Genomic DNA, 21,304 nt, shown 5'->3' with positions numbered 1-21,304 from the left:
CGAAAGGGACGCAGAACGAATGGACCTTGGCCTCAGCGAAGAACAGGAACTGCTGAAGAACTCCGCCCGTGAGTTCCTCGAGAAGGAGTGCCCGGAAGAGCACGTCCGCGCAATGGAAGAGGACGAAAAGGGCTACAGCCCTGAGCTCTGGAAGAAAATGGCGGAGCTCGGCTGGCACGGCCTGATGATCCCGGAGGAGTACGGCGGCGCCGGGTTCTCCTTCCTCGACCTCTGCATCCTCGTCGAGGAGTTTGGGCGGGCGCTCGTGCCCGGGCCGTTCATCCCGAACCAGGTCTGCGCGGCTGAACTGATCCTCGCCGGGACCGACGAGCAGAAGAAGAAGTACCTCCCCAACATCGCAAACGGGACCGCGATCCACACCTACGCGATCACCGAGCCCTCCGGCCGCTGGGACCGCGAAGGCGTCGAGATGAAGGCCACGCAGAGCGGAAGCGAGTACGTGCTCAACGGCACCAAGTTGTTCGTTCCCGATGCGCACGTCGCTGACTACCTGCACGTCGTTGCCTGGAAGCCGGACGGCCGGCTCAGCACGTTCATCGTCCCACGCACGGCAGAGGGCATCAGCATCACCGTCCTCAAGACCATCGCCAGCGACAAGCAGTGCGAAGTGGTCTTCAAGGATGTGAAGGTGCCGGCCGCTGACGTCATCGACATGGACGACAAGACAGCGTCGCGGCTCCGCAACATGGCGACCTGCCTCGAGTGCGCGTATCTGGTGGGCCTCGCCCAGCGCGACTTCGAGATCTCGGTCAACTACGCGAAGGAGCGCGTCCAGTTCGGCCGCCCGATCGGCTCGTTCCAGGCCATTCAGCACAAGGCCGCAGACATGGTGACCGACGTCGACGGCATGCGGTTCATCATGTACAAGGCAGCCTGGGCGACCAGCGAAAACGAAGATTCGCAGGACATGGACACCGCCATGGCCAAGGCCTGGTGCAGCGATGCCAGCCGGCGGGTGGTCGCCCACGGCCAGCAGATTCACGGCGGCATCGGCTTCACCAAGGACTACATCATCCAGCTGTATTTCCGCCGCCAGAAGCGCGCGGAACTCTTCTGGGGCGATGGTGACTACCACCGCGAGCGCGTCGCCCAGATGCTGGAGATCTGAGTCACTGCTTCGGTACAGCATGTGAGTGCGGGGACCCAGCAACGGGTCCCCGCACTGTTTGTCCGGAAATCAGCGGTCCTGCCGCAATCCGGTCTTCAGCGCGCGCGGATGCGGCCGAACATTTGCTCGTAGGCTGCTGCGGGAACAGCATGACCCCGGGGCATGGCCTCATCGAAAGGAGACACGAGTTTGAAGAGATTTGTCCACCTACGGGCCGGGTTCATCCTTGTGCCCGCCCTCCTCGGGGCGCTGCTGCTCGGCGCGTGCGGAGGCGACAGTGACGGAGGCGGAGGAGGCGGCACCGGCTCCGACGAGAAGTTCGTCGCCGATATCTGCAAGGCCGGCGCCCAGTTCCAGGATGACCTGACGAAGCTCTTCGCGAGCCTCGCCAACGTCCAGAGCGAGGAGGAAGCTGTCAAGAAGCTCGCCGAGCCGTTCGAGAGCTTCGCGAAGTCGTTTAAAACCGCGAAGCCCCCATCCGACCTCAAACAGTGGCATAGCGAAGCGAGCAAGTCGCTCGACGAGGCTGTCGCCGCCATGAAGAAGGGCGACGCGAACGCCGCCATCTTCCAGCAGGACTCGCCCTTCCCCGAGCCGCCGAAGGGCGCCGAGGAGCGGCTGAGCAAGATTGCTGCCAGCAATGCCGACTGCCAGAAGGCGGAGCTCTTCACGAACTGAGCCCGACGGCTCCTTACGGCCAATGGCGCGGGACCGGCCCAGGCCGGTCCCGCCTGCTTTTCCTCGAGTTGACGCTTTCTGGTAGCGCGCCCTGGGGCGGGTGACGCATAGTTCCTGACGATGAGGCAGACGACTCCGCCCCTCGAGACCCCGGTACCGCCCAGGCGGATGCGCTCGACGGCGCTCACAGTGGGGCTTGTTGCAGCCTTCACGCTCGCCGTCGTCCTTGCCGCCGGCCAGGTCCGCGAAGGGATTCCGGGGACGGCGCCTGCCGCAGCGGGACTGTACACGACGGTACACGTGCTGACCTGGGCCGGCGATGACGACCTTTCGCCACCTCCACCGGACAGCTCAGCGGCGTTCAGGCTGAATCCGAATCGCTGGGCGTCGTCGGCGTTGCCGGTCGCGGTGTGGTACAACCCCACAGGCGCCCCGCAAGGCATCCCGGTGGAGGATTTACTCCGAAATGCGGTGGACCAGTGGTCGAACATCCCTGGCTCGGCATTCGCATTCTCCTACTCGGGCACGACCTCAGGCGGGTCTGGGGCATGCGATGTGGGCAACCGCCAGCTCGACGGGCGGAACACGGTCACTTTCGTGACCTCCCTGCCAACGGGCACGCTCGGCATCACCTGCACGGTCTGGTCGGGCGGGCCGAACGGCAATCTCGTCGAATTCGACATTCAGCTCAACGCGAACGTCGACTGGGGGCAGAGCGACAGCCTGGGGCCGGGGCAATTCGACCTCGCGTCGACGATCCTGCACGAGCTGGGGCACGGCGCGGGCCTCGGCCACCCCTGCACCGGCAGCAGCAGCTGCACCGATGCTGAGCGACAGGCGGTGATGTACCCGTCGCTCAGGGCGCGTGAGCAGCGGAATGTGCTGAAAGAGGACGACAAAGCAGCAATGGCTGCGGCCTACCCGGGTCCGCCGCCCGAAGGGAGCGGAGCAGTCGGACCGTTCCGGGCCGTGCTCCCCAGCGTGGGCCGCGACTGACCGGCGAGGGCTCGGTCAATCGAGGTCGACGTCATCCCAGCTGTGCGAGTGTGAATGGCCACCCGGTCCGTGGCTGTGACCGTGGCTGTGCCCGTGGCTGTGCCCGTGCGAGTGAGTGTGACCGCCCCACTCGTGGGAATGCCCTTCGGCTCGCTCCCCGTTCCCGCCGTCTTCCCAGGGGGCCGGGCCGTCCTCGACGCCCGGTTGTGCAAGGCCTACGAGAACGAACCGCCCGAACGCCTTCGCCGCCTGCCTGCCGCACTTCGGGCAGGGGATGAACTGGAGAACTTCGGACATCGGCATCCGCTTCTCGGTCCGGGTGCCGCACGACGCGCAGACGTATTCATAGAGTGCCATGGCCCGATCGTCCGCCCCGGCAGCTGGTCCGTCAACGGCCTCGGTCGGGCCGGTAGGCCCACAGCCTGCGCTCCCATGGCGCCGGCGGCACGGTGTCCCACCCGGCCGGGAGTTCGGGAACAGTCCACTCCGCGGGCGGCTGCCAGCCGACCCAACCGCCATCAAACGGGGCTGCCCGCCGCTCAATCGCCGTGATGACCCCGCCCGCCTCGGCGCGAACCGCCCGGGCGAAGTCAGGTGTGAAGACACCCGATGCAACGAGTGCCTCGAACTCATCGAGGTCTTTCCACTCCCAGCGGAAGTCCGGCCAAACGACGATGTCAAGCGCATGGTCGTTGGTGTCGAACCCGATCGCCGTCCGCCGGAACGGCTCTTCGAAGTTGACGTAGTACATCCGGAACCGGCGGCCGGGGTCTTCCCAGGAGCACCAGACGGAATGGGCAGCCCCGGGGAACATCAGCCGCAGCGTCTCCCGCCGCCAGCGCGTGGGGACGAGCCGGCGGGGCTCGCCCGGCGGCCGGTGCCAGGCTCGATATTCAGCGCCGGCAGGAATCCAGAGCGCCACCAGCGCGTCAGTATCGGCGACGACCCGTGCCGGCCAGCTCATGCCAACGGTGCTGTCAGCGCGGGTGATATACCGGAGTGCGACGACGGCTCCCGGCTCGAATCGGTTCACGTTCGGCGATCGTGCCAGCTCCGGGCTGCAGCGAACAGGGCTCAGTAGGCCCGCGGCAAGGGCGTCGGCGTGGCCTTTGGCGGCACTGGCGTTCGCGTCGGTGTGGGCGTCCGGGTCGGCGTCGGGGTGATGGTGGGCGTCGGGGTCGGCGGCTCCGGCGTCGGGGTTGCCGTCGGGGGCGCGGGCGCTGTCGGGGTCGGCTCCGACGGGCCGCCGCCAGGGGTGCCTCCCGACTCAGGAGGTGCGCTCCTGGGCGTGCTCGTGGCCGTCGGCTCGGGAGTTGGCGTCTCCTCTGGCTTTGGGGTCGGTGTGGGCGTGGGTGTCCACGGGATGACTTCCCGGCCCGGGATCTGCACGAAGTCGGCCGGGTCAACGGGATGGCCCTGGTAGCGGATTTCGAAGTGCAGGAAGCCGCCGGGTTCACCGATGCCGATGACGGTCGACTTGCTGACCAGGTTTCCCTTCGCCACCCGAAGACCCTGCAGCCATCCATAGACCGTTGTGAACCCGCCGCCGCAGTCGACCACAACGTGGGTCCCGTACCGCTCATCGCTCCCTGTCGAGACCACCTCACCTTCGCACGCCGACTGGACCGTGATGTTCTTCAGGCCGACGAGGGAAAAGTCGACCCCGGCGTGGCGGAGGCCGTTGCCCCGGTCGGTGCCAAAGTAGTCCTCCACGCCCGCATGGGCGGTCAGGGGAAGCGCGAACCGCTTCCCGCCGGCGATCAGATACTCCCGGATGTCGGGTTTTGGCGGGTTGGCGGCGGGCCGGTAGGTACCTTCTCCCATGCCGCCGGCGCGCGACGACGGGTGGCGGGTAGGCGCCGGGGTGTTGGTTGGGCTGGACCCGGCTGCAGGGCTACCGCCGGCGGTCGGGCTCCCTCCGCCGGGGACCGCGGCCGGCGGAGCATCCTGGCCGCCGGTGAGCTGCATTCCAATGAACGCGAACAGCGCGAGTACAGGAACAGCCGCGAGCAGGTAAAAGGGGGCAAGCCGCCGCTCATTTCGCCGGGACCGGTAGTCCCTGCCGTAAAACCCGCGCCCTGGTGGCATGGCGATTCCTCGGTGCTGCGAGCAGGCCGCCCCGCGGCGGCCGTGGCATCTCGCGAAATTCCTACATCTCAGGTATCGGCGGGGTAGCCCTCGACCGACAGACATGCGGCACGGCGTCTCGGTGGTTTAGGGCGTCCACCGGGCACGCGCATTTCGGTGCCGGTTCGGGTACTATTTCGGCCGACGCTAAAGACCCCGGCACCGCCGGGGAGGGAGAGACGGCACCATGACCTACCGCCCCGCGCGCATGCGCTTCGGCATCTTCCTTGCACCGTTCCACCGGCTGGGCGAAAACCCGACCGTCGCGCTCCAGCGCGACCTCGAGCTCATCGACCACCTCGACCGGCTCGACTACGACGAGGCGTGGTTTGGCGAGCACCATAGCGCCGGCTGGGAACTGATCGCATCGCCCGAGCTGATGATCGCGGCCTCGGCGCAGCGGACGAAACACATCAAGCTTGGGACGGGCGTCAGCTCGCTGCCCTACCACCACCCGTTCATGCTGGCCGATAGGATGGTGCAGCTCGACCACATGACGCGCGGCCGGGCGATGTTCGGCGTTGGCCCGGGCGCGCTGACCTCCGATGCGTACATGCTCGGCATCGACCCAATGACGCAGCGGGCACGGATGGACGAGGCGCTCGGCGTCATCCTCCGGCTCTTCCGCGGCGAAGTGGTCACGATGGAGACGGAATGGTTCACGCTCCGCGAGGCTCGGCTGCAGCTTGCGCCGTACACCCATCCGCATATGCCGGTGGCGGTGGCGAGCACCTTCTCGCCTGCCGGCCCCGTAACGGCCGGCAAGCACGGCGTCGGCATCCTCAGCGTGGCGGTATCCCAGCCGGGCGGCCTCATCTCGCTCTCGAAAACCTGGGAGATGGCTGAGGAGGCAGCGACAAAGGCCGGGAAGACCATCAACCGCGACGACTGGCGCCTGGTGATGCCTATTCATCTCGCCGAGAGACGCGAACAGGCCTTTGCGGATGTCGCCGAGGGCATGATGCGCTGGAACAAGGAGTACTTTGAGAACACCCTCGGGCGGCCGGCCGACCCCTCGAACCCCGGCGATGTCGAATCGACGGTTGCGCGGGGCGGCGCCATCATTGGGACCCCTGACGATGCCATCGAAGCCATTGAGCGGCTGCTGGAACTCTCTGGCGGATTCGGCTGCCTGCTCGGCCTGGCTCACGAGTGGGCGACGTGGGAGAAGACGCTCCACAGCTACGAGCTTTGGGCGCGGTACGTGGCTCCCCGGTTCCAGGGCCAGTACGAACGGATTGCCGCGAGCCAGAAGTTCGTCGCCGACAACCGGGCGACCATCTTCGGCCCCAACGCCGCAGCAATTGGAAAGGCGTTCATCGACGCCGGCGTCCAGCTGCCTGCCGAGATGCTGAACCGGATGCAGCGCGGCAACGTCTAGCCCGCCAAGGTTGCCCGCCCGCCCCCTTGCCCACATGATGGGCCGGGAAAATGAGCATGGTGCGAACGGTCCAGGTCCTCGCGGCGGCAGCGTACACGGCCGCGCTGCCATTGCTGATCGTGACCGCGCCGGTGCGATGGCTGGCGAGCGACGTTGCGGTCTACGAGCGCGGCTTCCGGGCGCACGACTCGGCCGCGCGCACCGAACTGCCACTGGCTGAACTCGACCGGGCAGCCCGCGACATCATCGATTACTTCGAGAACGACGCGCGCGACTTGCGGATTGTCGTGACCGTCAACGGCGTGGAGGAAGCGCTGTTCAACGACCGCGAAGTCGCCCACATGCGCGACGTCAAGCAGCTGCTGCGCGCGCTCTACCGAGTTAACGAGGTCGCGCTTGTCGTGGTTCTCGGGTACATCGCGCTGGCCGTCGTCTGGGCGGGCGAGCGGTCGGTGCGCGGCCTGGCGAAGCTGTCGCTCGGTGGGCTGGCAGCAGGTTCGGTCGTCGTCGGAAGCATTGCGGTGTTCGCGCTCACCGGTTTCGACCAGGCCTGGACCACCTTCCACGAGATTGCATTCCGCAACGACCTCTGGCGGCTCGACCCGGACACGGACCGCCTCATCCAGATGTTCCCGGAACCGTTTTGGCAGGAGACGACCTACCTTGCGGGCGGCGTCATGGCAGTAGAGGCGCTGGCCGTCCTGGCGCTGTGCGCCGGCTACCTTGCCAGGACCCGGGGCGAAGGCAGGTCAGTTCGCTGACGCGCAGGCGCACGCGCCCCCTCCGCAGCACCCCCCGGCGGGTGAATCGGCTGTTGCGACGGCGCCGCGCGGTGCGGCGAACATCGAAAGCACCCGCTCCGCACGGTGGCCGCGCGAGCAGGACGCCGGCTCGTTGACCGCCGACATCGGGCGCCGCTGCTCGAACTTCTCGCGGCAGGTCGGGCAGTAGAACTCGTAGATCGCCATACAGAGAGTATATCGCCGCGAGGCTCCGTTCAGGCGGCGCGGTTGGCCCGCCGGCGGCGAGTCCGCTGGCCGGTTCGGGTGACGGGCTGCTGGCGCGCATTGAGCGCGATGATGCTGGCGGTCCGCCGCTGCCGGCGTACTGGCGGCTCGATAGGCGGCAGGGCGATTGACGACGGGGCCGCGAGCACCGCGCGCGTGATGGCATTGGACGGCTCGACCCAGCCGTCATCGCGCTGACGGCGCAGCAGGGCGTCGACGATCGCCCGGTAGAACCGCATCAGCCATGCCATGGGGAGTAGACGATAACCGGGGGATTCCCCTACTGGCAACCACTCAGCAACTCAGCAGTTTCCCCGCTGAACGGCCTCGAGAAACTCGCCGACGACGGCATTCCACTCGGCGGCGCGTTCGAAGTAACACGAATGCCCGGCCCCAGCGATGACGTGCTCCCGGGCCCCGCTGACGAGCGAAGCCGCTTCGAGAATCATCTCCGGCGGCGTGATGGCGTCGTGCTCGCCGACGACATAGAGGATCGGCACGCCCAGCGAGGAGAGGAGTTCGTGCATGGAGCCGCGATAGCCGGGCGGGGGCGGACCCAGCAGTCCACGGGGCCTCGGCGGATTGAGCGCATTAATCTGCCGGTAGAGCAGGGCCAGGGCGGGCTCTTCCGCTTCGAACCCGGGCGCGAGCGCCTGCTCCCGGAGGCTCGCGCCGCCGCGGTCCTCGCGCAGCTCCTGCTGCATCGCCCTGATGCGGTCGTTCGTGGCGCCGGCGGTCGTCCCGCACAGCACGAGCGAAGCGATGCGCTCCGGCGCGAGGCGGGCGAGCCCTGCCACCGCCCGGCCGCCCATCGACTGGGCAACGATGTGGGCGCGCTCGATGCCGAGATGCTGCAGCAGTGCAAGGAGGTCGGTCCCGAGGGTTGTGCGGCCCACGGCCATGTCGCCCCGCGACAGGCCCCAGCCCCGCGCATCGTACGTCGTCACCCGGTAGCGGGGAGTGAAGGCCGCGACCTGCTGCCACCAGGCCAGGTGGTTGCCGCCTGCCCCGTGGATGAACACAAGGTCTGGCCCGGAGCCGTGCTGCCGGTAGTAGATGTGGGCGCCGTTCACGCGTGCGTAGGGCACAGACCGCAGTCTAACGCGAGCCGGCGCTTCACCGGAGCCGAGGGGATGCGTAGGCTCAGCCCCACATTCAGGAGGTACGCAATGAAGATCGGGCTCGGCATCGGCATCACCGGCAACGAGGGCATCGACGACGTCATCCGACAGATCCAGCGAGCCGAAGAGGCAGGGTTCGATTCTGCCTGGCTTCCGAACATCTTTGGACTGGACGCCATCACCACCATTGCTGTGGCAGGCAGGGAGACATCGCGGATCGAACTCGGGACATTCGTGGTCCCGACATACCTGCGGCACCCGGTCGCGATGGCGCAGCAGGCGCTGACGGCGGCGGCGGCAACTCGAGGCCGCTTTACCCTTGGGATCGGGCTCAGTCACCGCGTGGTCATCGAAGGCATGTTCGGAATGGATTATTCGAAGCCGGTCCGCCACATGCGGGAATACCTGTCAGTCCTCATCCCGCTGCTCGAAGGGAAGCAGGTCCAGTTCCGCGGCGAGGAGTACCGCGTTCAGGCCCAGATTACGGTTCCCGGGGTATCCCGCCCATCGGTGGTCGTGGCGGCGCTGGGGCCGCAGATGTTGAAGCTAGCGGGGCGGCTCGCCGACGGCACCGCGACCTGGATGGGCGGCGCCAGCTATCTCCGCAACACGGCGATCCCGGCAATCCGCACGGCCGCAGCCGAGTCCGGCCGGCCGGTGCCCCGGGTGGTCGCTGGTTTCCCGGTCGCGGTGACGGACTACCCGGACCGGGCGCGTGAGTCGGCGGCCCGCATCTTTGCGGTCTACGGGCAGCTGCCGTCCTACCGCGCCGTGCTCGATGTCGAGGGAGCGGCCGGGCCCGCGGACGTGGCCATTGTCGGCTCGGAAGCGGAGGTCGAGGCCCGGCTCCGCGAACTGGCCGATGCCGGAGTCACCGACTTCAACGCCTCACCGTTCCCGGTCGACGGGGACTCGGACGCCGTTCGCCGGACGATCGAGTTCCTCGCAGCGGCCCGGCGCGAGGGGCGCATCTAAGGCAGGGAGTTTCGCGCCGCAGCAGCGTTCGATACGCTCGAATTGCATGAACGACCACACGTTGCGCGTTCTCGAGTTCGACCGGGTCCTTGACATGCTGGCCGCCGAGGCAGCGTTCAGCATCGGCGCCGAGAAGGCTCGCGCCTTACGCCCGGCAACGACCTGGGCGCGGGCGCGCGAGCTGGCCCAGGAGACGGCGGAGATGCGTCTGCTCGACCAGCAGGGCATCGACATCCCGTTTTCCGGTGCGCGGGACATCCGGCCGCACCTGCGCGCTGCAGCGATTGGGCAGATGCTGGAACCAGGCGCCCTCCTGGAGTGTGCGCAAGTACTCACGACCGCGCGCCGCGCCCGGCTCGTCCTGGAGAAGGTGCGCGACCGCGTGCCAACGCTCGCCGCGATTGGGGACCGCATCGGCGATTTCCGCAGCTTCGCCGAGGAGGTCGTGAGCGCTATCTCGCCGCGGGGCGAAGTGACCGACGCAGCCAGTGACCAGCTGGCGCTCGTACGGCGCGAGCTCCGGGCAGCCGAAGCCCGCCTCGAACAGCGGGCGCAGGCTGCGCTCGCTGATGCCCTGCGCAAGGGTGCCGCCCAGGAGGGCCTCCTCACCGAGCGGAACGGCCGGAAGGTCATCCCGGTACGGTCCGACAGCCGCTCCGCCGTCCCCGGGATTGTTCACGACGTCTCGTCGAGCGGCGCTACGCTGTTCATCGAACCGCTCTCGGTGGTGGAGGCGGGTAACGCCGTCCGGGAACTCCGGCTGGCAGAGGAGCGGGAGGTTCGCCGGGTTCTGCAGCGGCTGACCGACCTGCTCGGCGCGCGGGCTGAGGAAGCCCTTCGCTCGGTTGAGTCACTCGGAGACCTCGACCTGGTCCATGCAAGAGCGCGCCTCGCGCGGAAGATGGGCGCGGCCCTCCCGCCGGCCGGCGAGGTTGACCAATGGTTCGGCCCGGGAGGGTCGACGCAGCTCCGCCGCGCCCGCCATCCCCTGCTGCGCGGCAATGTGGTCCCGATCGATGTGGCAGTCGGTGAGTCGCCGCAAGGGATCCTCATCACCGGCCCCAACACAGGAGGGAAGACCGTCGCCCTCAAGACCATCGGCCTGCTCACGTTGATGGCGCAGGCAGGTATGGGCGTGCCGTGCGACGACGGCAGCCGGGTCCGGTTCTACCCGCGCATTTACGCGGACATCGGCGACGAACAGTCGATCGAGCAGAGCCTCTCTACCTTCTCCTCGCATCTGCGGAACATCATCGACATTCTCGGGGATGCCGACCGCGATACCCTCGTGCTGCTCGACGAACTCGGCGCAGGGACCGACCCGGCCGAAGGAGCGGCCATCGCCCGGGCAGTCATCGAGGAACTGCTCGACCGCGAGACCACCCTCGTCGCAACAACCCATCACGGCGAGCTGAAAGTCTTCGCGCACAGCGACCCGCGGCTTGAGAACGCCTCAGTGGAATTCGACCTCGAGACGCTCAGCCCAACCTACCACCTGGTGGTCGGCCTGCCGGGGCAGTCGAACGCCCTGGCCATCGCCCGGCGGCTTGGACTCGATGCCCGGGTGGTCGACCGGGCCTCACAGCAACTGGCGCCCGGCCACTTCGAGCTGGAGGGGCTGCTCGCCGAAATCCGCACCCAGCGGCGCGAGGCCGAGGCAGCCCGGGCCGCAGCCCAGGCCGCGCGCGAGGAGGCCGAGCGGCTCCGCCGGGAACTCGCACTGGAGCGTGAAGCAATTGAACACGAACGCGCCGCGGTCATCGCCGAAGCGAAACGCGAGGCTGACGACACCCTCGCCCGGATGCGGCGGGAGCTCGAGCAGCTGCGGAGGCGCGCAGCGGAGCGCCAGTTCGACCCGGTGGCTGCCCAGGAGGCCCTTCGGCAGGCCGAGCGCGAACGGGAGCAGCTGGCGCGCGCGGCCGTGGTGCGGCGGGCCGCCGCTGCCTCACCCGTCATCACCCGGGAGGTCGAGCCCGGCGACCTGGTTCACGTGCGGGACATCCCGCAGCTCGGCGAGGCACTGACCGCACCCGGGGAGGATGGCCGGCTCGAGGTGCAGTTCGGCAGCCTGCGGATGAAGGTGAGTATCGACCGGATTGACCGGATCGAGAAGCCGAACCCGGCCGGCGGGAGGGTGGTTGTTCCTGCGGGTCCCCAGGTCAGCCATGAGCTCGACCTGCGCGGGCAGCGGGCCGAAGCCGCGCTGGAGCGGTTCGAGAGCTACCTCGACGCGGCGTACCGCGCGGGGTTGCCGTTCGTGCGAATCATCCACGGGAAAGGCACCGGCGCCCTTCGGGCGGCAATTCGCGAGGCCCTGGCGAGGCACCCGCTCGTCCGGAGTTACGAATCGGCGCCGGCAGCGGAAGGCGGCGATGGCGTCACCATCGCCCTGCTTGCAGGCTAGCGGCCATGGAGCGCCCGCCGCTGCAATCCGGCTTTGATTTCGGCAGCGACGAGCCGACCGTCGCGGGAGGGGCCGATGCCCCGCTGGCTGCGCGGATGCGGCCCCGGACGCTCGACGATGTATTCGGGCAGGATGCTGCAGTCGGGCCGGGGTCGATGCTCCGCGAGCTGACCCGCCGCGGCAGGTTGCCGTCCGTGATCCTCTGGGGGCCGCCCGGCTGCGGGAAGACGACGATTGCCCGGCTCCTGGCCAGCTCCGTCGATGCCGCGTTTGTTCCGCTCTCTGCAGTGACCTCCGGCGTGGCCGACCTTCGGCGGATCATCGGCGACGCCGAGCGCGCCCGCCGCGCCGGGCGGCGGACGGTCATCTTCATCGATGAAATCCACCGCTTCAACCGCGCGCAGCAGGATGTGGTGCTTCCGCACGTGGAAGAGGGGACCATCACGCTCATCGGTGCGACCACCGAGAACCCGTCGTTCGAAGTGGTTGCCCCGCTGCTGAGCCGGGTTCGCGTGGTCCGGCTGCAGCCGCTCAGCGAGGACGCCATCGGCAGCCTGGTCGACCGGGCACTGAGCGACCAGGAGCGCGGGCTCGGCAAACTCGGCCTCGCTCTCGACCCGCAAGCACGGGCGCTGCTCGCGCGGAGCGTGCATGGCGATGCCCGCGCGGCGCTGACTGCGCTGGAGGTTGCTGCCGACCTGGCGCTTGCGCGCAGGAGCGCAACGATTGACGCCGGGGACATCACCGGGGCGCTGCAGGACCGGCGGCCGTACCACGACCGGCAGGGCGACGCCCACTACGACACGATCTCAGCGTTCATCAAGTCCGTGCGGGGGAGCGACCCGCACGCGGCGCTCTACTGGCTGGCCCGGATGATCGAAGCGGGCGAGGACCCGCTTTTCATCGTTCGCCGCATGGTCATCCTCGCGGCAGAGGACATCGGGCTCGCCGATCCGCAGGCGCTGGTTGTTGCCACCGCCTGCCAGCAGGCCGTTCACTTCGTGGGCATGCCCGAGGGCGCGATCCCGATGGCGGAATGCGCGGTCTACCTCGCCCTCGCCCCGAAGAGCAACAGCGCCTACGCCGCTCTCGGCCGGGCCCTCGAGGATGCCCGCGCGACCGCGGGCGAACCGGTCCCGCTGCACCTGCGCAATGCCGCAACGGGGCTGATGGCAGCGTTCGGCTACGGCGCAGGCTACCGGTACGACCACGACGAGCCGGGCCACGTTGCCCGCGGACAGGCGCATTTGCCCGAACGGCTCGCCGGCAGGGAGTATTACCAGCCGGGAGCAGCCGGGTGGGAAGCGACCGCGTCCGAGCGATGGCGCAACCTGCTCGCCGGGCTTCCGCAAGCCGACGCACCACTCCCGGAAGGAGCCGAATCGACGCCAGATGACCGTGAAGATTGAGTTCCTGTACTCGAAAGCAACCGGGCGCAGCCCCGAAGCGGAAGAGGCGCTCCGCCTCGCGCTTGAGGCGACCGACCCGTCCATTGAGGTGACGTACATCGAAGTTGACGGGATGGAGGATGCGCGGGCGAAGCGATTCCTCGGTTCACCCTCAATCCGCGTCAACGGCATCGACGTCGAGTACGGCGAACGGGAGCCGGACGAGTACCAGAGCGGCACGCGCTACTACAACACGCCGCAGGGGTGGAAGCCCTACCCCCATGCACGGCTCATCGCCAACGCAATTCTCGAAGCGCAGACGCGCGCAGGCCGGTAGCTGGTTAGCCGGTATCGAAGGCTGTGACGAGCCCATCGAGATGGCAGGCGTCGTTGTGCCGGGTGAGGACCAGCCGCCCTGTGCGGTCCCGCTCGATGACAGTCAGCGAGCAGTTGCCGACGTGAAAGACACCGCGCCGCACCGGGTCGACGCCGGTCACGATATGGCAGGCGGCGGAGACGATGCCCCCATGGGTCACCGCGACGACGTCACCGTCGAACCGCGTCAGGAAGTCGAGCGCGCGGCGCACGCGCGCCTGGAACCGGTTCCGCCCTTCCTCGCCGGGGAACTCAACGCGCTCCCCTCGCCGCTGCGCCTCGAGGATGCCCGGGTACCGCTCCCGGACCTCGGCAATAGTCAGCCCGGAAGGCTCGCCGATGTCGTACTCTGAAAGCTCCGGCAGCGGAACGGCGGTGCGGCCGAGGGTCGAGCCGAGGATCTCGGCCGTCAGGCGCGCCCGGCGCTGGGGACTGGTCGCAAAGTGGACGACTTCCATGCCGGACAGCCTCGCTGCCAGGCTGCGGGCCTGCAGCTCGCCACGGGGTGTGAGGCCGTAGTCGAGCCGGCCCTGGAAAACCCGGCGCGCATTCCCCTCCGATTCGCCATGGCGAACGAGAAACAGGCGCATCGCTACTCCGTCAGCCGGCGGTAGAGCGCAGGCAGACGGCTGGGCAGCGACTCGATGTCTGCGACCACCTCGTACCCCATGTCTTCACACATGGTCTTCAGGTAGTCATGGCCAGCACGGTCGACGGTGAGGGCGAAGGGGGTGATGCCTTCGCGCTTGGCCTCATTCAGGGCCTGCTTGGTGTCGTGGATGGCGTATTCCTTCTCGGTTCGGTCGCGCCCGTAGCCGTGGTCCTGGGGCCGGCCATCGCTAAGCAGGAAGAGGATTTTGACCTTCGCGTCGGTCTGGAGGAGTTTGTAGGTTGCGTGGCGGATTGCCGGCCCCATTCGTGTCGAGCGAATCGGGACGACCTTGTCAAGCCGGTTCTTGATTTTCTGGTCGAGCGTCTCGTCGAAGTCCTTAATGACGAAAAATTCGACGTTATCGCGTCCGTAACCGGAGAAACCGTAAATACCGTACTGGTCGCCAATCGTCTCCAGTGCAGTCATCAGGAGAACGGTCGACTCCTTCTCAAGGTCGATGATACGCTTCGGCGGTGACGTAAGCTCCTGACGACGTTTCGATACCCACCAGCTCAGATACTTCCGGGGGTCGTCATAGTCGTCATCGTCGAACTGCTTGTCGCGCTTGTTGATTTCCTCGTCAGTGCTGGCGGACATGTCGATGAGGAACGCGACGGCGACGTCGCGCTCGATTTTGTTGCGGCGCCAGTAGATCTTTTCTGTCGGGTTTGCGCCGGCGCGCTTTTCGACCATCCATTCGATTGCTGAGTCGAGGTCGAAGTCCTCGCCATCCGGGAGGCGCTTGATTTTCCGGAACATCTCCGGCTTCATCAGCTCGAACTGCTTGCGGGTCTGGGCGACGAGCCCGGCGTGCTCGCGCAGGGCCTTTTCGTAGAAGCCTTCGTCGCCTTCCTCGAGTTTGGCCTCTTTGACGGCGCACCAGCGTGGCTTGTAATCCTGGGCCCGGAAGTCCCACTCATCGTAGTAGTAGACAGTGACCACCGGCTTGAGCGGCTCTTCTCCCGGGCTCTCGCCCGTCGACTGGTCGCTGGTCGGCTGGCCTCCCTGTTCACCCTTTTCCGAAGCCGGGGTCCCGGCCTCCTTCATCAAATTCGAGAGGAACATGCCGGTGGAGGCGTCGAGGTCGCCTTCGTCCATTGCGTTGAGGTCGATCTCGACGCTCTTCGCAAGCAGCTCGGCGAGCTGTTCCGGGGTCAGCGGCATGGTCTGCTGCTGGCCCGCCTGCCCACCCTGGGCGTTTTCCCGGAGCTTCATCAGCAGGTCAACGAGCTCCGGCTTGAAGTCGCCCCGGAAGTCGATCTCCTGCGGGCTCTCGTACTCCTCGTCGCCCTCGCCGCTGCCGCCGAGCTGCGCCTGTGTGCCCTGTCCACCCTCCTCCCCGGCAGCCTCCATCGGCATCGCCTGCCCGGCCTCCATCGGCTCGACGGAGTCCCAGTCAGCGGGATCGAGGTCATCGCGGATGTTCGGGATGGAGATGGCGATTTCGTACAGCGCAAGGGCCGCCTCCGCGGCGTCCTCCACGGTCGCCGCTGGCTGCTGCACGGCGCGGAGGATGCCCAGGGCACGGCTCATTTCATCCGCGCGCTCACGCGGCCACCGCACCCGGTGGAGGCCGTCGAGGCTGGCGCGGACGAGGTTCTCGACAAAGGCGTTGCGCAGCGGCATCAGTTCAATCTGGGGGCGCCGCTCGAGTTCTTCGGCCTGCATGCGCACCAGCTGCCGCCGGATGCCGCCGTATTCGTGCTTCACCCGCGCATCGATGCGGGCATCTTCCGCGATGGTAAAGAGGTCGCTTGCCAGCTGACGGTCCGGGAAGAGGTCGAAGAACTCTTCCATGTCAGTCGTCGCCGGCCGCTCGCGCTCGCGCGCGAAGGCGACGCGACGGAGCGGGAAGACGTTGCCCGGCCGCCGGAACTCGAAGGCGAAGCTCCCAAACTCGATGTGGGCCGCCTGGTGGGTGGCAAAGACCTTCATGGCGGCGAAGTTGTCTTCCTTCGCGGGGAACCGCTCCATGAGCTCAGGCAGGAAGATTGTTGACCCATCGGTGCTTGCCCGGTGCTCGTCGACCCAGCCGATGCCTTTTTCGGCAAGAGCTTCGGCTGTCTGGATGCTCACATTCCGGCCGGTAAGCGCCTTGCAGTAGAGACGCAGCACCTCGCCGACTCGCGACAGCTCAACGCGTGAGGACAGGTTTTCGAGGATCTCCTCGGCGCGGGTCGACTGGAGGCGGAAGTACGCCTCTCCGCCTTCCTGGCTGACCTGGAGGACGCGCAGCCCGGCCTGCTGCCAGGCTTCGAGCTCGTCAATGCGGATCCGCTGGAGGACAGTCGGCATGACGGTGATGAAGTCCATCGCGGCGAACGGCGAGTACGGGGCGAGCTGCTCGGCGAGCATGATGATCTGCTGATGGTCCGTCGGTTCGAGCTCTCCGAGCGCGTTGGCGGCATCCTCGAAGTACTGGAAGACCGAGCGCTGGTGGCCCCGGGCTGCCTGGGCTGCAAGCAGCAGGAACCGTTCCCGGAGGGGGGCGTGGATCTTTTCGAGGAGCGGAACGCCGCGGTCGAAATAGAGGCGCGAGTCGGCCCACGAGCTCTGGGCCAGCTCGGTCGCGAACGTGATGAACGGGAGCCGGTCGTCCTCTTCCAGCCGGGCGAGCACCGCCGGTGCCGAGGCAAGGCAGGCGCTCGCCAGCTCGTAACTGTGCCGGGCCAGCTCATCGATGAAGATGACCAGCCGGGAGGCCTGGCCCATGCGGATGATGCGGAAGAGCTCGGGCGCGACTTCGTAAAACTGGGCAGCGAGGGAGGAGCTCTTCCAGTTGCCCTTGTACAGCCGCCGGCCGAGCTCGGCCCAGGCGTGCATGTGGCCGGGACCAATCGCCTGCATGGCAGCCGGGGCAGCGCGAAGGAACGACACGGCCAGCGGCGCCGATTCGGCCGCCATCTGCAGCGCGTCGCGGCCGACGGTCTCGATCGCATCCCAGGTCGCCAACTCGGGATAGGCCGTGCCGGCCTTGAAGTACTCGACAGCGGCTTCCCAGCTGCGGAGGCTGAGGGCGGTGAGCTCCATGCCGGTCTCGGCCCAGGCCTGGAGCTGTGAGGGGCTAAGCCGGCCGGCCAAGGCACGGAGGCCGGCTTCGAACTGCTGCTGGAGCGGCGCGGGGAAGCCGGAAAGGCGTTCCTGGTGGCGGGCGAGGAGTTCGGTCACGATGGACATAGGCTGGCTTCGGCGACGACCTCCTTGCCGTGGCGATGCGCTGAGTCGGCGGGGGATGGAGCAAATGCGGAGAAGGTGCGGGTCACTGCTCCCCCGAATGCCGGACGAAATTGCGGGTCGGGTCAGGGTAATCGTAGAAGACGACTTCCCCGGTTGTCGTGTCCCAGGTCGCGCAGGAGAGCTGGAAGTCGTTGCGGTGGTCCCGCGGGTCCCCGGCCGAGCCGGGGTTAATCACCAGAACGTCCCCCACGCGGAGTGCCATCTTGTAATGGGTGTGGCCCACGATGAGCACGTCACAAGGCAGCTCGGCTGCTCGCGCCCAGATCGGTTCGTGCGGGTAGTGGTAGTCCTTCCAGGGCTCCCACGGGGAACCGTGGGTCATCATGACCTTCTTGCCGTCGACCATCCGCTCGACCCGGTACGGCTGCTGCCGGAGCCAGGCCACCAGGTCCTGGTCGACCTTTGGGCTGGAGAGCGCGCGCTGGCCATCGGGGCCGAGCAGGGTCTCTTCGTGATTGCCGAGCACGACCACGGCATCCAGCTCACGGAGCCGGGCGACCACTTCGTTCGACCAGCGGAACTGGAAAACGCTGTCCCCGGCACACCAGAGCTGGTCGAACGGTGCCATCAGCTCAAGCGCCCGTTCGAGGCCCTGGATGTTGCAGTGGATATCGGAGACGATGCCGAGGCGCACAGCTGCCCCTACTCGAAGATGCTCGTCACCACCTCTTCGATGGAGCGCTGCACTTCGGAGTCGTCGGTGAGGGCCCAGGTGATGGCGACCTGGCAGGCGCGCCGAGGGGCGATGCCCTGCGCAATGAGGCGGCCTGCGTAGACCAGCAGACGGGTGCTCACACCCTCGCCGAGCCCGTGCTCCTTCAGGTTTCGCACCTTTTCGCCAAGGCGGGCGAGGTCCATCGCGGTGCGCTCATCGCAGCCTGACTCGCGCGCGATGATTTTTGCTTCGGCGTCGCGCGGCGGGTAGTTGAATTCGATCGCGATGAAGCGCTGCCGCGTCGAGTGCTTCAAGTCCTTGAGCGCGCTCTGGTAGCCGGGGTTGTAGCTGATCACCAGCAGGAAGCCCTCGGCCGCCTCGATCACCTGGCCGAGCTTCTCGATCGGGAGGAGGCGGCGGTAGTCGGTGAGCGGATGGATGAGGACGGTGGTGTCCTTGCGCGCTTCGACCACCTCGTCGAGGTAGCAGATTGCGCCGACCTTGACCGCTCGGGTGAGCGGACCGTCGACCCAGCGGGTGCCGTCGGTGTCGAGAAGATACCGTCCCACCAGGTCGCTGGCGGTGAGGTCTTCGTGGCAGGCGACGGTAATAAGGGGCATCCGGTGCTCAACTTCCTCGCCGGTACGGGAAGAGATTTTCATCATGGGGCGACCCAGCCGGTAGGCCATGTATTCAACGAAGCGGGTCTTGCCGGCACCGGTCGGGCCCTTCAACAGTACCGGGATGCGCTGCCGGTAGGCGGTTTCGAACAGCTGGACTTCGTCGCCGATCGGGAGGTAGTAGGGTTCCTCCTGTACGGTGTACTCCTCGACGGCGTAGATGGTTGCTCCCTGGACAGACCCGTTGTCAGCCACTGGCTAATTCCTCCCGGCTGCTGCCCGCAGCCGTTCCTGAAGTGAATCCCAAGCCTGCTGGATGCGCGCGTTCAGCTCGTCCAGCGTGCCGTTGTTTTCGATGATGACGTCACCCCGGGCAATGCGCTCTTCGTTCGTAAGCTGCGAGGCGATGCGGGCGCGCGCGGCATCAGGGTCAAGTCCGTTGCGGGCGGCCAAGCGCTGGACCGCGATTTCCGGGTCGACCACGACGACCCAAATCTCGTCGACCAGGTCTTCCCAGCCCGCCTCCAGGAGCACCGCCGCCTCGAGGACAACAAGTTCGTTTCCCGCGGCCTCGAACTCGGCGAGCTGCTCGCTGGCAAGCCGTCGGATGCCGGGCCAGACGATATCGGTGAGCTTTTTCAGCTCCTCGGGCCGGCCGAATACCTTGCTCCCCAGCACCTTCCGGTCGATCGTCCCGTCGGCGGCAACCACGTCCTGGCCGAACGTTTCGACAACCTTCTGGTAGGTTTCGGTGCCCGGGTCATAGGTGCGGTGACCGAGGATGTCGGCATCGATGACAGGGATGCCGCGTTCACGGAAGAAACTGGTCACGGTTGACTTGCCGCTGGCGATGCCGCCCGTCAGCCCGATTACGTGCACGAGGGACTCCGGCTGCGATGTCTGAACTACCAGTCTACCGCGACGGTAAGGGGCTCACAAACGAAACGTTATCGGCGGACCGGGTTCCCGTCTTTGTCGTATAGCACCTCAGGGGTCCCGAACTTCCGGTTCAGGTACCCGTACCCCACAAGCGCCAGGGCGCCGCCCACGGCCCCGATGACCACGCCGAGCATCACATCGGACGCGTTGAATCGCACAAAGAGGAAGGCGATGAAGGTCGCGATGAAGCCAAGGAGGAAGGCGTTGACGTAGGGCCGGAGCAGGCGGGGCATGGGTGCATTCTACGCCTTGCGGGCGCGGGCGTAGCGGGCCTCGAGCCGGGCAGCCTCGTCGATGATGTGGCGATAGCGGGCGTGGACCTCGCGGTCGGCGGCGCGCGCGGCAGCCAGGTCCTTCGCCGAAAGCAGGCCGGCACCGGCGAGCGCTTCGAACTCCTCCCGGTCCTCCTCCAGGAGCACGTCTCCGGGGAGCACCCACCAGTCGAGCACGAGGTCGCGGTAGGTGACGCTTTCCGGTGCGATGGCGACGTCGGCCACAGCGTCGAAGCGGTGCGCGATCAGCCGGCCGCTCGGGTCGCGCCAGCGGTAGAGGTTGTAGGGCCGGCGCGCCCAGAAATAGCCGAGAGAGACGGAGCCGGGCGGCACGGAAACCGGGATATCGGGCGGACCGCCTCCGCGTTGCATCTCGAATCGCACGATGACGAAGCCGCGGCCGAGGTGCACGAGCCGGGTCGGGTATTCGCGGCGCTCACCGCCGGGCTTCAGCTTTACTTCGAGGTAGACATCCATCGCAAGGGCGACTCCCGCGGAGTATTCTGCCGCCGAAGACCTGCAGGAGCCCGATGATGTCTGAGCCCGGCTTCTCGAACATCCGTTATGAAAAACGTGATGCGATTGCGCTCATCACCATCAATCGCGAGCAGGCCCTGAACGCCATCGATGCGCAGACCTCGAGCGAGATGTACCGCGCCTGGTGCGACTTCCGGGATGACGATGCGCTCCGGGTAGCAATCCTGACCGGTGCCGGGGAGAAGGCGTTTTCCACGGGGATGGACCTCGTCGCGACTGCACGCGGAGAGAACCAGTTTGAGGGCGGGAAACCGGTGCCCTTCGGGGGCTTCACCCGGCGGATGACGATTGACAAGCCGATCATCGCCGCCATTCACGGCTACTGCCTTGCGGGCGGCCTCGAACTCGCCCTCGCCTGCGATATCCGCATCTGCACACCGGATGCCCGGTTCGGCCTCCCGGAAGTGCGGTGGGCGATTATGCCGGGCGCTGGAGGCACACAGCGACTGCCGCGGGCGATCCCGGCGGCGTGGGCAAACTACATGATCCTGACGGGAGAACAGATCGACGCCGAAACCGCGCTCCGCATCGGTCTCGTTTCCCACATCGTGCCGAAGGACGAGCTGATGGACCGCGCCCTTCAGATCGCGGGCGTCATCTGCGAGCGCGGCCCGCTCGCCGTCCGGGCGGCGAAGGAGGCAATCCGGCGGGGGCTCGATATGCCGCTCGACCACGGTCTCGCGTTCGAAGAGCTGCTGTTGACACGCCTCATGGCCACCGAGGATGCAAAGGAAGGGCCGCGCGCCTTCGCCGAGAAGCGAAAACCGAACTACCGGGGCCGCTGATATGGGCGGGACTCGCGCTCGCCTGC

23 protein-coding genes are annotated in these 21,304 nt (G+C 67.3%); 10 read left to right on the top strand and 13 right to left on the bottom strand.

Annotated features, from left to right (window positions below):
* Positions 1–19: 19 nt before the first annotated feature.
* The 3 genes from A9A59_RS08650 to A9A59_RS08640 all read left to right on the top strand — a co-directional run bounded on the left by A9A59_RS08650 (position 20) and on the right by A9A59_RS08640 (position 2,803).
* The gene (locus A9A59_RS08650) at positions 20–1,129 is read left to right on the top strand and encodes an acyl-CoA dehydrogenase family protein (RefSeq protein ID WP_098503889.1); all 1,110 of its coding nucleotides are present in this window, start codon (positions 20–22) and stop codon (positions 1,127–1,129) included.
* Positions 1,130–1,318: 189 nt separating this feature from the next.
* The gene (locus A9A59_RS08645; protein WP_133117572.1) at positions 1,319–1,807 is read left to right on the top strand and encodes a hypothetical protein; all 489 of its coding nucleotides are present in this window, start codon (positions 1,319–1,321) and stop codon (positions 1,805–1,807) included.
* A gap of 120 nt (positions 1,808–1,927) precedes the next feature.
* Positions 1,928–2,803 (top strand): matrixin family metalloprotease, encoded by an 876-nt coding sequence (locus A9A59_RS08640; RefSeq protein WP_098503887.1) that lies wholly within the window; start codon positions 1,928–1,930, stop codon positions 2,801–2,803.
* Positions 2,804–2,818: 15 nt separating this feature from the next.
* Here the strand turns inward: A9A59_RS08640 and A9A59_RS14110 are convergent, their stop codons facing one another.
* Genes A9A59_RS14110 through A9A59_RS08620 form a run of 3 tightly spaced genes read right to left on the bottom strand, consistent with a single transcriptional unit; the run spans position 2,819 to position 4,627 of the window.
* The gene (locus A9A59_RS14110) at positions 2,819–3,160 is read right to left on the bottom strand and encodes an FmdB family zinc ribbon protein (RefSeq protein WP_165772608.1); all 342 of its coding nucleotides are present in this window, start codon (positions 3,158–3,160) and stop codon (positions 2,819–2,821) included.
* A 31-nt stretch (positions 3,161–3,191) separates the two neighbouring features.
* Entirely contained in the window at positions 3,192–3,836 is a 645-nt protein-coding gene (locus A9A59_RS08630; protein ID WP_098503886.1) for a ribonuclease FAU-1 family protein, read from the bottom strand.
* A gap of 41 nt (positions 3,837–3,877) precedes the next feature.
* On the bottom strand, positions 3,878–4,627 hold the full coding sequence (locus tag A9A59_RS08620; protein WP_165772607.1) for a murein hydrolase activator EnvC family protein: 750 nt from the start codon (positions 4,625–4,627) through the stop codon (positions 3,878–3,880).
* Positions 4,628–5,117: 490 nt separating this feature from the next.
* Between A9A59_RS08620 and A9A59_RS08615 the strand changes: the two genes are divergently transcribed.
* Both A9A59_RS08615 and A9A59_RS08610 read left to right on the top strand, forming a co-directional pair.
* Positions 5,118–6,311, top strand: a complete 1,194-nt coding sequence (locus tag A9A59_RS08615) for an LLM class flavin-dependent oxidoreductase (protein ID WP_098503884.1) — start codon at positions 5,118–5,120, stop codon at positions 6,309–6,311.
* Between the two features lie 56 nt (positions 6,312–6,367).
* Entirely contained in the window at positions 6,368–7,072 is a 705-nt protein-coding gene (locus A9A59_RS08610; RefSeq protein ID WP_165772606.1) for a TIGR01906 family membrane protein, read from the top strand.
* Here A9A59_RS08610 and A9A59_RS08605 read toward each other — a convergent pair.
* From A9A59_RS08605 to A9A59_RS08595, 3 genes are read right to left on the bottom strand one after another with little or no spacing between them, the layout of a single operon-like run.
* Positions 7,061–7,279: an FmdB family zinc ribbon protein gene (locus A9A59_RS08605; RefSeq protein ID WP_098503882.1), complete on the bottom strand. Its 219-nt coding sequence runs from the start codon at positions 7,277–7,279 to the stop codon at positions 7,061–7,063. The two genes, A9A59_RS08610 and A9A59_RS08605, sit on opposite strands and share 12 nt — an antisense overlap.
* 29 nt (positions 7,280–7,308) lie before the next feature.
* On the bottom strand, positions 7,309–7,569 hold the full coding sequence (locus A9A59_RS08600) for a hypothetical protein (protein WP_098503881.1): 261 nt from the start codon (positions 7,567–7,569) through the stop codon (positions 7,309–7,311).
* A 51-nt stretch (positions 7,570–7,620) separates the two neighbouring features.
* Positions 7,621–8,406, bottom strand: a complete 786-nt coding sequence (locus A9A59_RS08595) for an alpha/beta fold hydrolase (RefSeq protein ID WP_165772605.1) — start codon at positions 8,404–8,406, stop codon at positions 7,621–7,623.
* Positions 8,407–8,487: 81 nt separating this feature from the next.
* On the opposite strand from A9A59_RS08595, the gene A9A59_RS08590 reads away from it, so the two are divergent.
* The 4 genes from A9A59_RS08590 to A9A59_RS08575 are packed head-to-tail and all read left to right on the top strand — an operon-like array spanning position 8,488 to position 13,543.
* Entirely contained in the window at positions 8,488–9,414 is a 927-nt protein-coding gene (locus tag A9A59_RS08590) for a TIGR03564 family F420-dependent LLM class oxidoreductase (protein ID WP_098503880.1), read from the top strand.
* 46 nt (positions 9,415–9,460) lie between these two features.
* Positions 9,461–11,818, top strand: coding sequence for an endonuclease MutS2 (locus tag A9A59_RS08585; protein ID WP_165772604.1), 2,358 nt, complete (start codon positions 9,461–9,463; stop codon positions 11,816–11,818).
* Between the two features lie 5 nt (positions 11,819–11,823).
* Positions 11,824–13,227 (top strand): replication-associated recombination protein A, encoded by a 1,404-nt coding sequence (locus tag A9A59_RS08580; protein ID WP_098503878.1) that lies wholly within the window; start codon positions 11,824–11,826, stop codon positions 13,225–13,227.
* The gene (locus A9A59_RS08575) at positions 13,211–13,543 is read left to right on the top strand and encodes an alkylmercury lyase (RefSeq protein ID WP_098503877.1); all 333 of its coding nucleotides are present in this window, start codon (positions 13,211–13,213) and stop codon (positions 13,541–13,543) included. Before A9A59_RS08580 ends, A9A59_RS08575 begins: the two co-directional genes overlap by 17 nt.
* Positions 13,544–13,547: 4 nt before the next feature.
* On the opposite strand, the gene A9A59_RS08570 is transcribed toward A9A59_RS08575, so the two are convergent.
* The 7 genes from A9A59_RS08570 to A9A59_RS08540 all read right to left on the bottom strand — a co-directional run bounded on the left by A9A59_RS08570 (position 13,548) and on the right by A9A59_RS08540 (position 20,433).
* On the bottom strand, positions 13,548–14,171 hold the full coding sequence (locus tag A9A59_RS08570; RefSeq protein ID WP_098503876.1) for a histidine phosphatase family protein: 624 nt from the start codon (positions 14,169–14,171) through the stop codon (positions 13,548–13,550).
* Positions 14,172–14,173: 2 nt separating this feature from the next.
* On the bottom strand, positions 14,174–17,410 hold the full coding sequence (locus tag A9A59_RS08565) for a nitric oxide reductase activation protein NorD (protein ID WP_098503875.1): 3,237 nt from the start codon (positions 17,408–17,410) through the stop codon (positions 14,174–14,176).
* Positions 17,411–17,492: 82 nt separating this feature from the next.
* Positions 17,493–18,104, bottom strand: a complete 612-nt coding sequence (locus A9A59_RS08560; protein WP_165772603.1) for a metallophosphoesterase family protein — start codon at positions 18,102–18,104, stop codon at positions 17,493–17,495.
* A gap of 8 nt (positions 18,105–18,112) precedes the next feature.
* Positions 18,113–19,000 carry a CbbQ/NirQ/NorQ/GpvN family protein gene (locus A9A59_RS08555; RefSeq protein ID WP_278286847.1) on the bottom strand — a complete coding sequence of 296 codons (888 nt, stop codon included), beginning with the start codon at positions 18,998–19,000 and terminating at the stop codon, positions 18,113–18,115.
* A gap of 3 nt (positions 19,001–19,003) precedes the next feature.
* Positions 19,004–19,624 carry a dephospho-CoA kinase gene (gene coaE / locus A9A59_RS08550; RefSeq protein WP_165772602.1) on the bottom strand — a complete coding sequence of 207 codons (621 nt, stop codon included), beginning with the start codon at positions 19,622–19,624 and terminating at the stop codon, positions 19,004–19,006.
* A gap of 68 nt (positions 19,625–19,692) precedes the next feature.
* A complete protein-coding gene (locus tag A9A59_RS08545) occupies positions 19,693–19,917 on the bottom strand; it encodes a hypothetical protein (RefSeq protein WP_098503872.1) in 225 nt (74 codons plus the stop codon).
* Between the two features lie 9 nt (positions 19,918–19,926).
* Positions 19,927–20,433 carry a ribonuclease FAU-1 family protein gene (locus tag A9A59_RS08540; protein WP_098503871.1) on the bottom strand — a complete coding sequence of 169 codons (507 nt, stop codon included), beginning with the start codon at positions 20,431–20,433 and terminating at the stop codon, positions 19,927–19,929.
* Between the two features lie 56 nt (positions 20,434–20,489).
* Here A9A59_RS08540 and A9A59_RS08535 point away from each other — a divergent pair, with 56 nt between their 5' ends.
* Positions 20,490–21,278, top strand: a complete 789-nt coding sequence (locus A9A59_RS08535; protein ID WP_165772601.1) for an enoyl-CoA hydratase/isomerase family protein — start codon at positions 20,490–20,492, stop codon at positions 21,276–21,278.
* The last annotated feature ends 26 nt before the right edge of the window (positions 21,279–21,304 follow it).

This window comes from Tepidiforma thermophila (genome assembly GCF_002563855.1).
Lineage (GTDB): Bacteria > Chloroflexota > Dehalococcoidia > Tepidiformales > Tepidiformaceae > Tepidiforma > Tepidiforma thermophila.
This window is presented reverse-complemented; position numbering and strand designations above follow the sequence as displayed.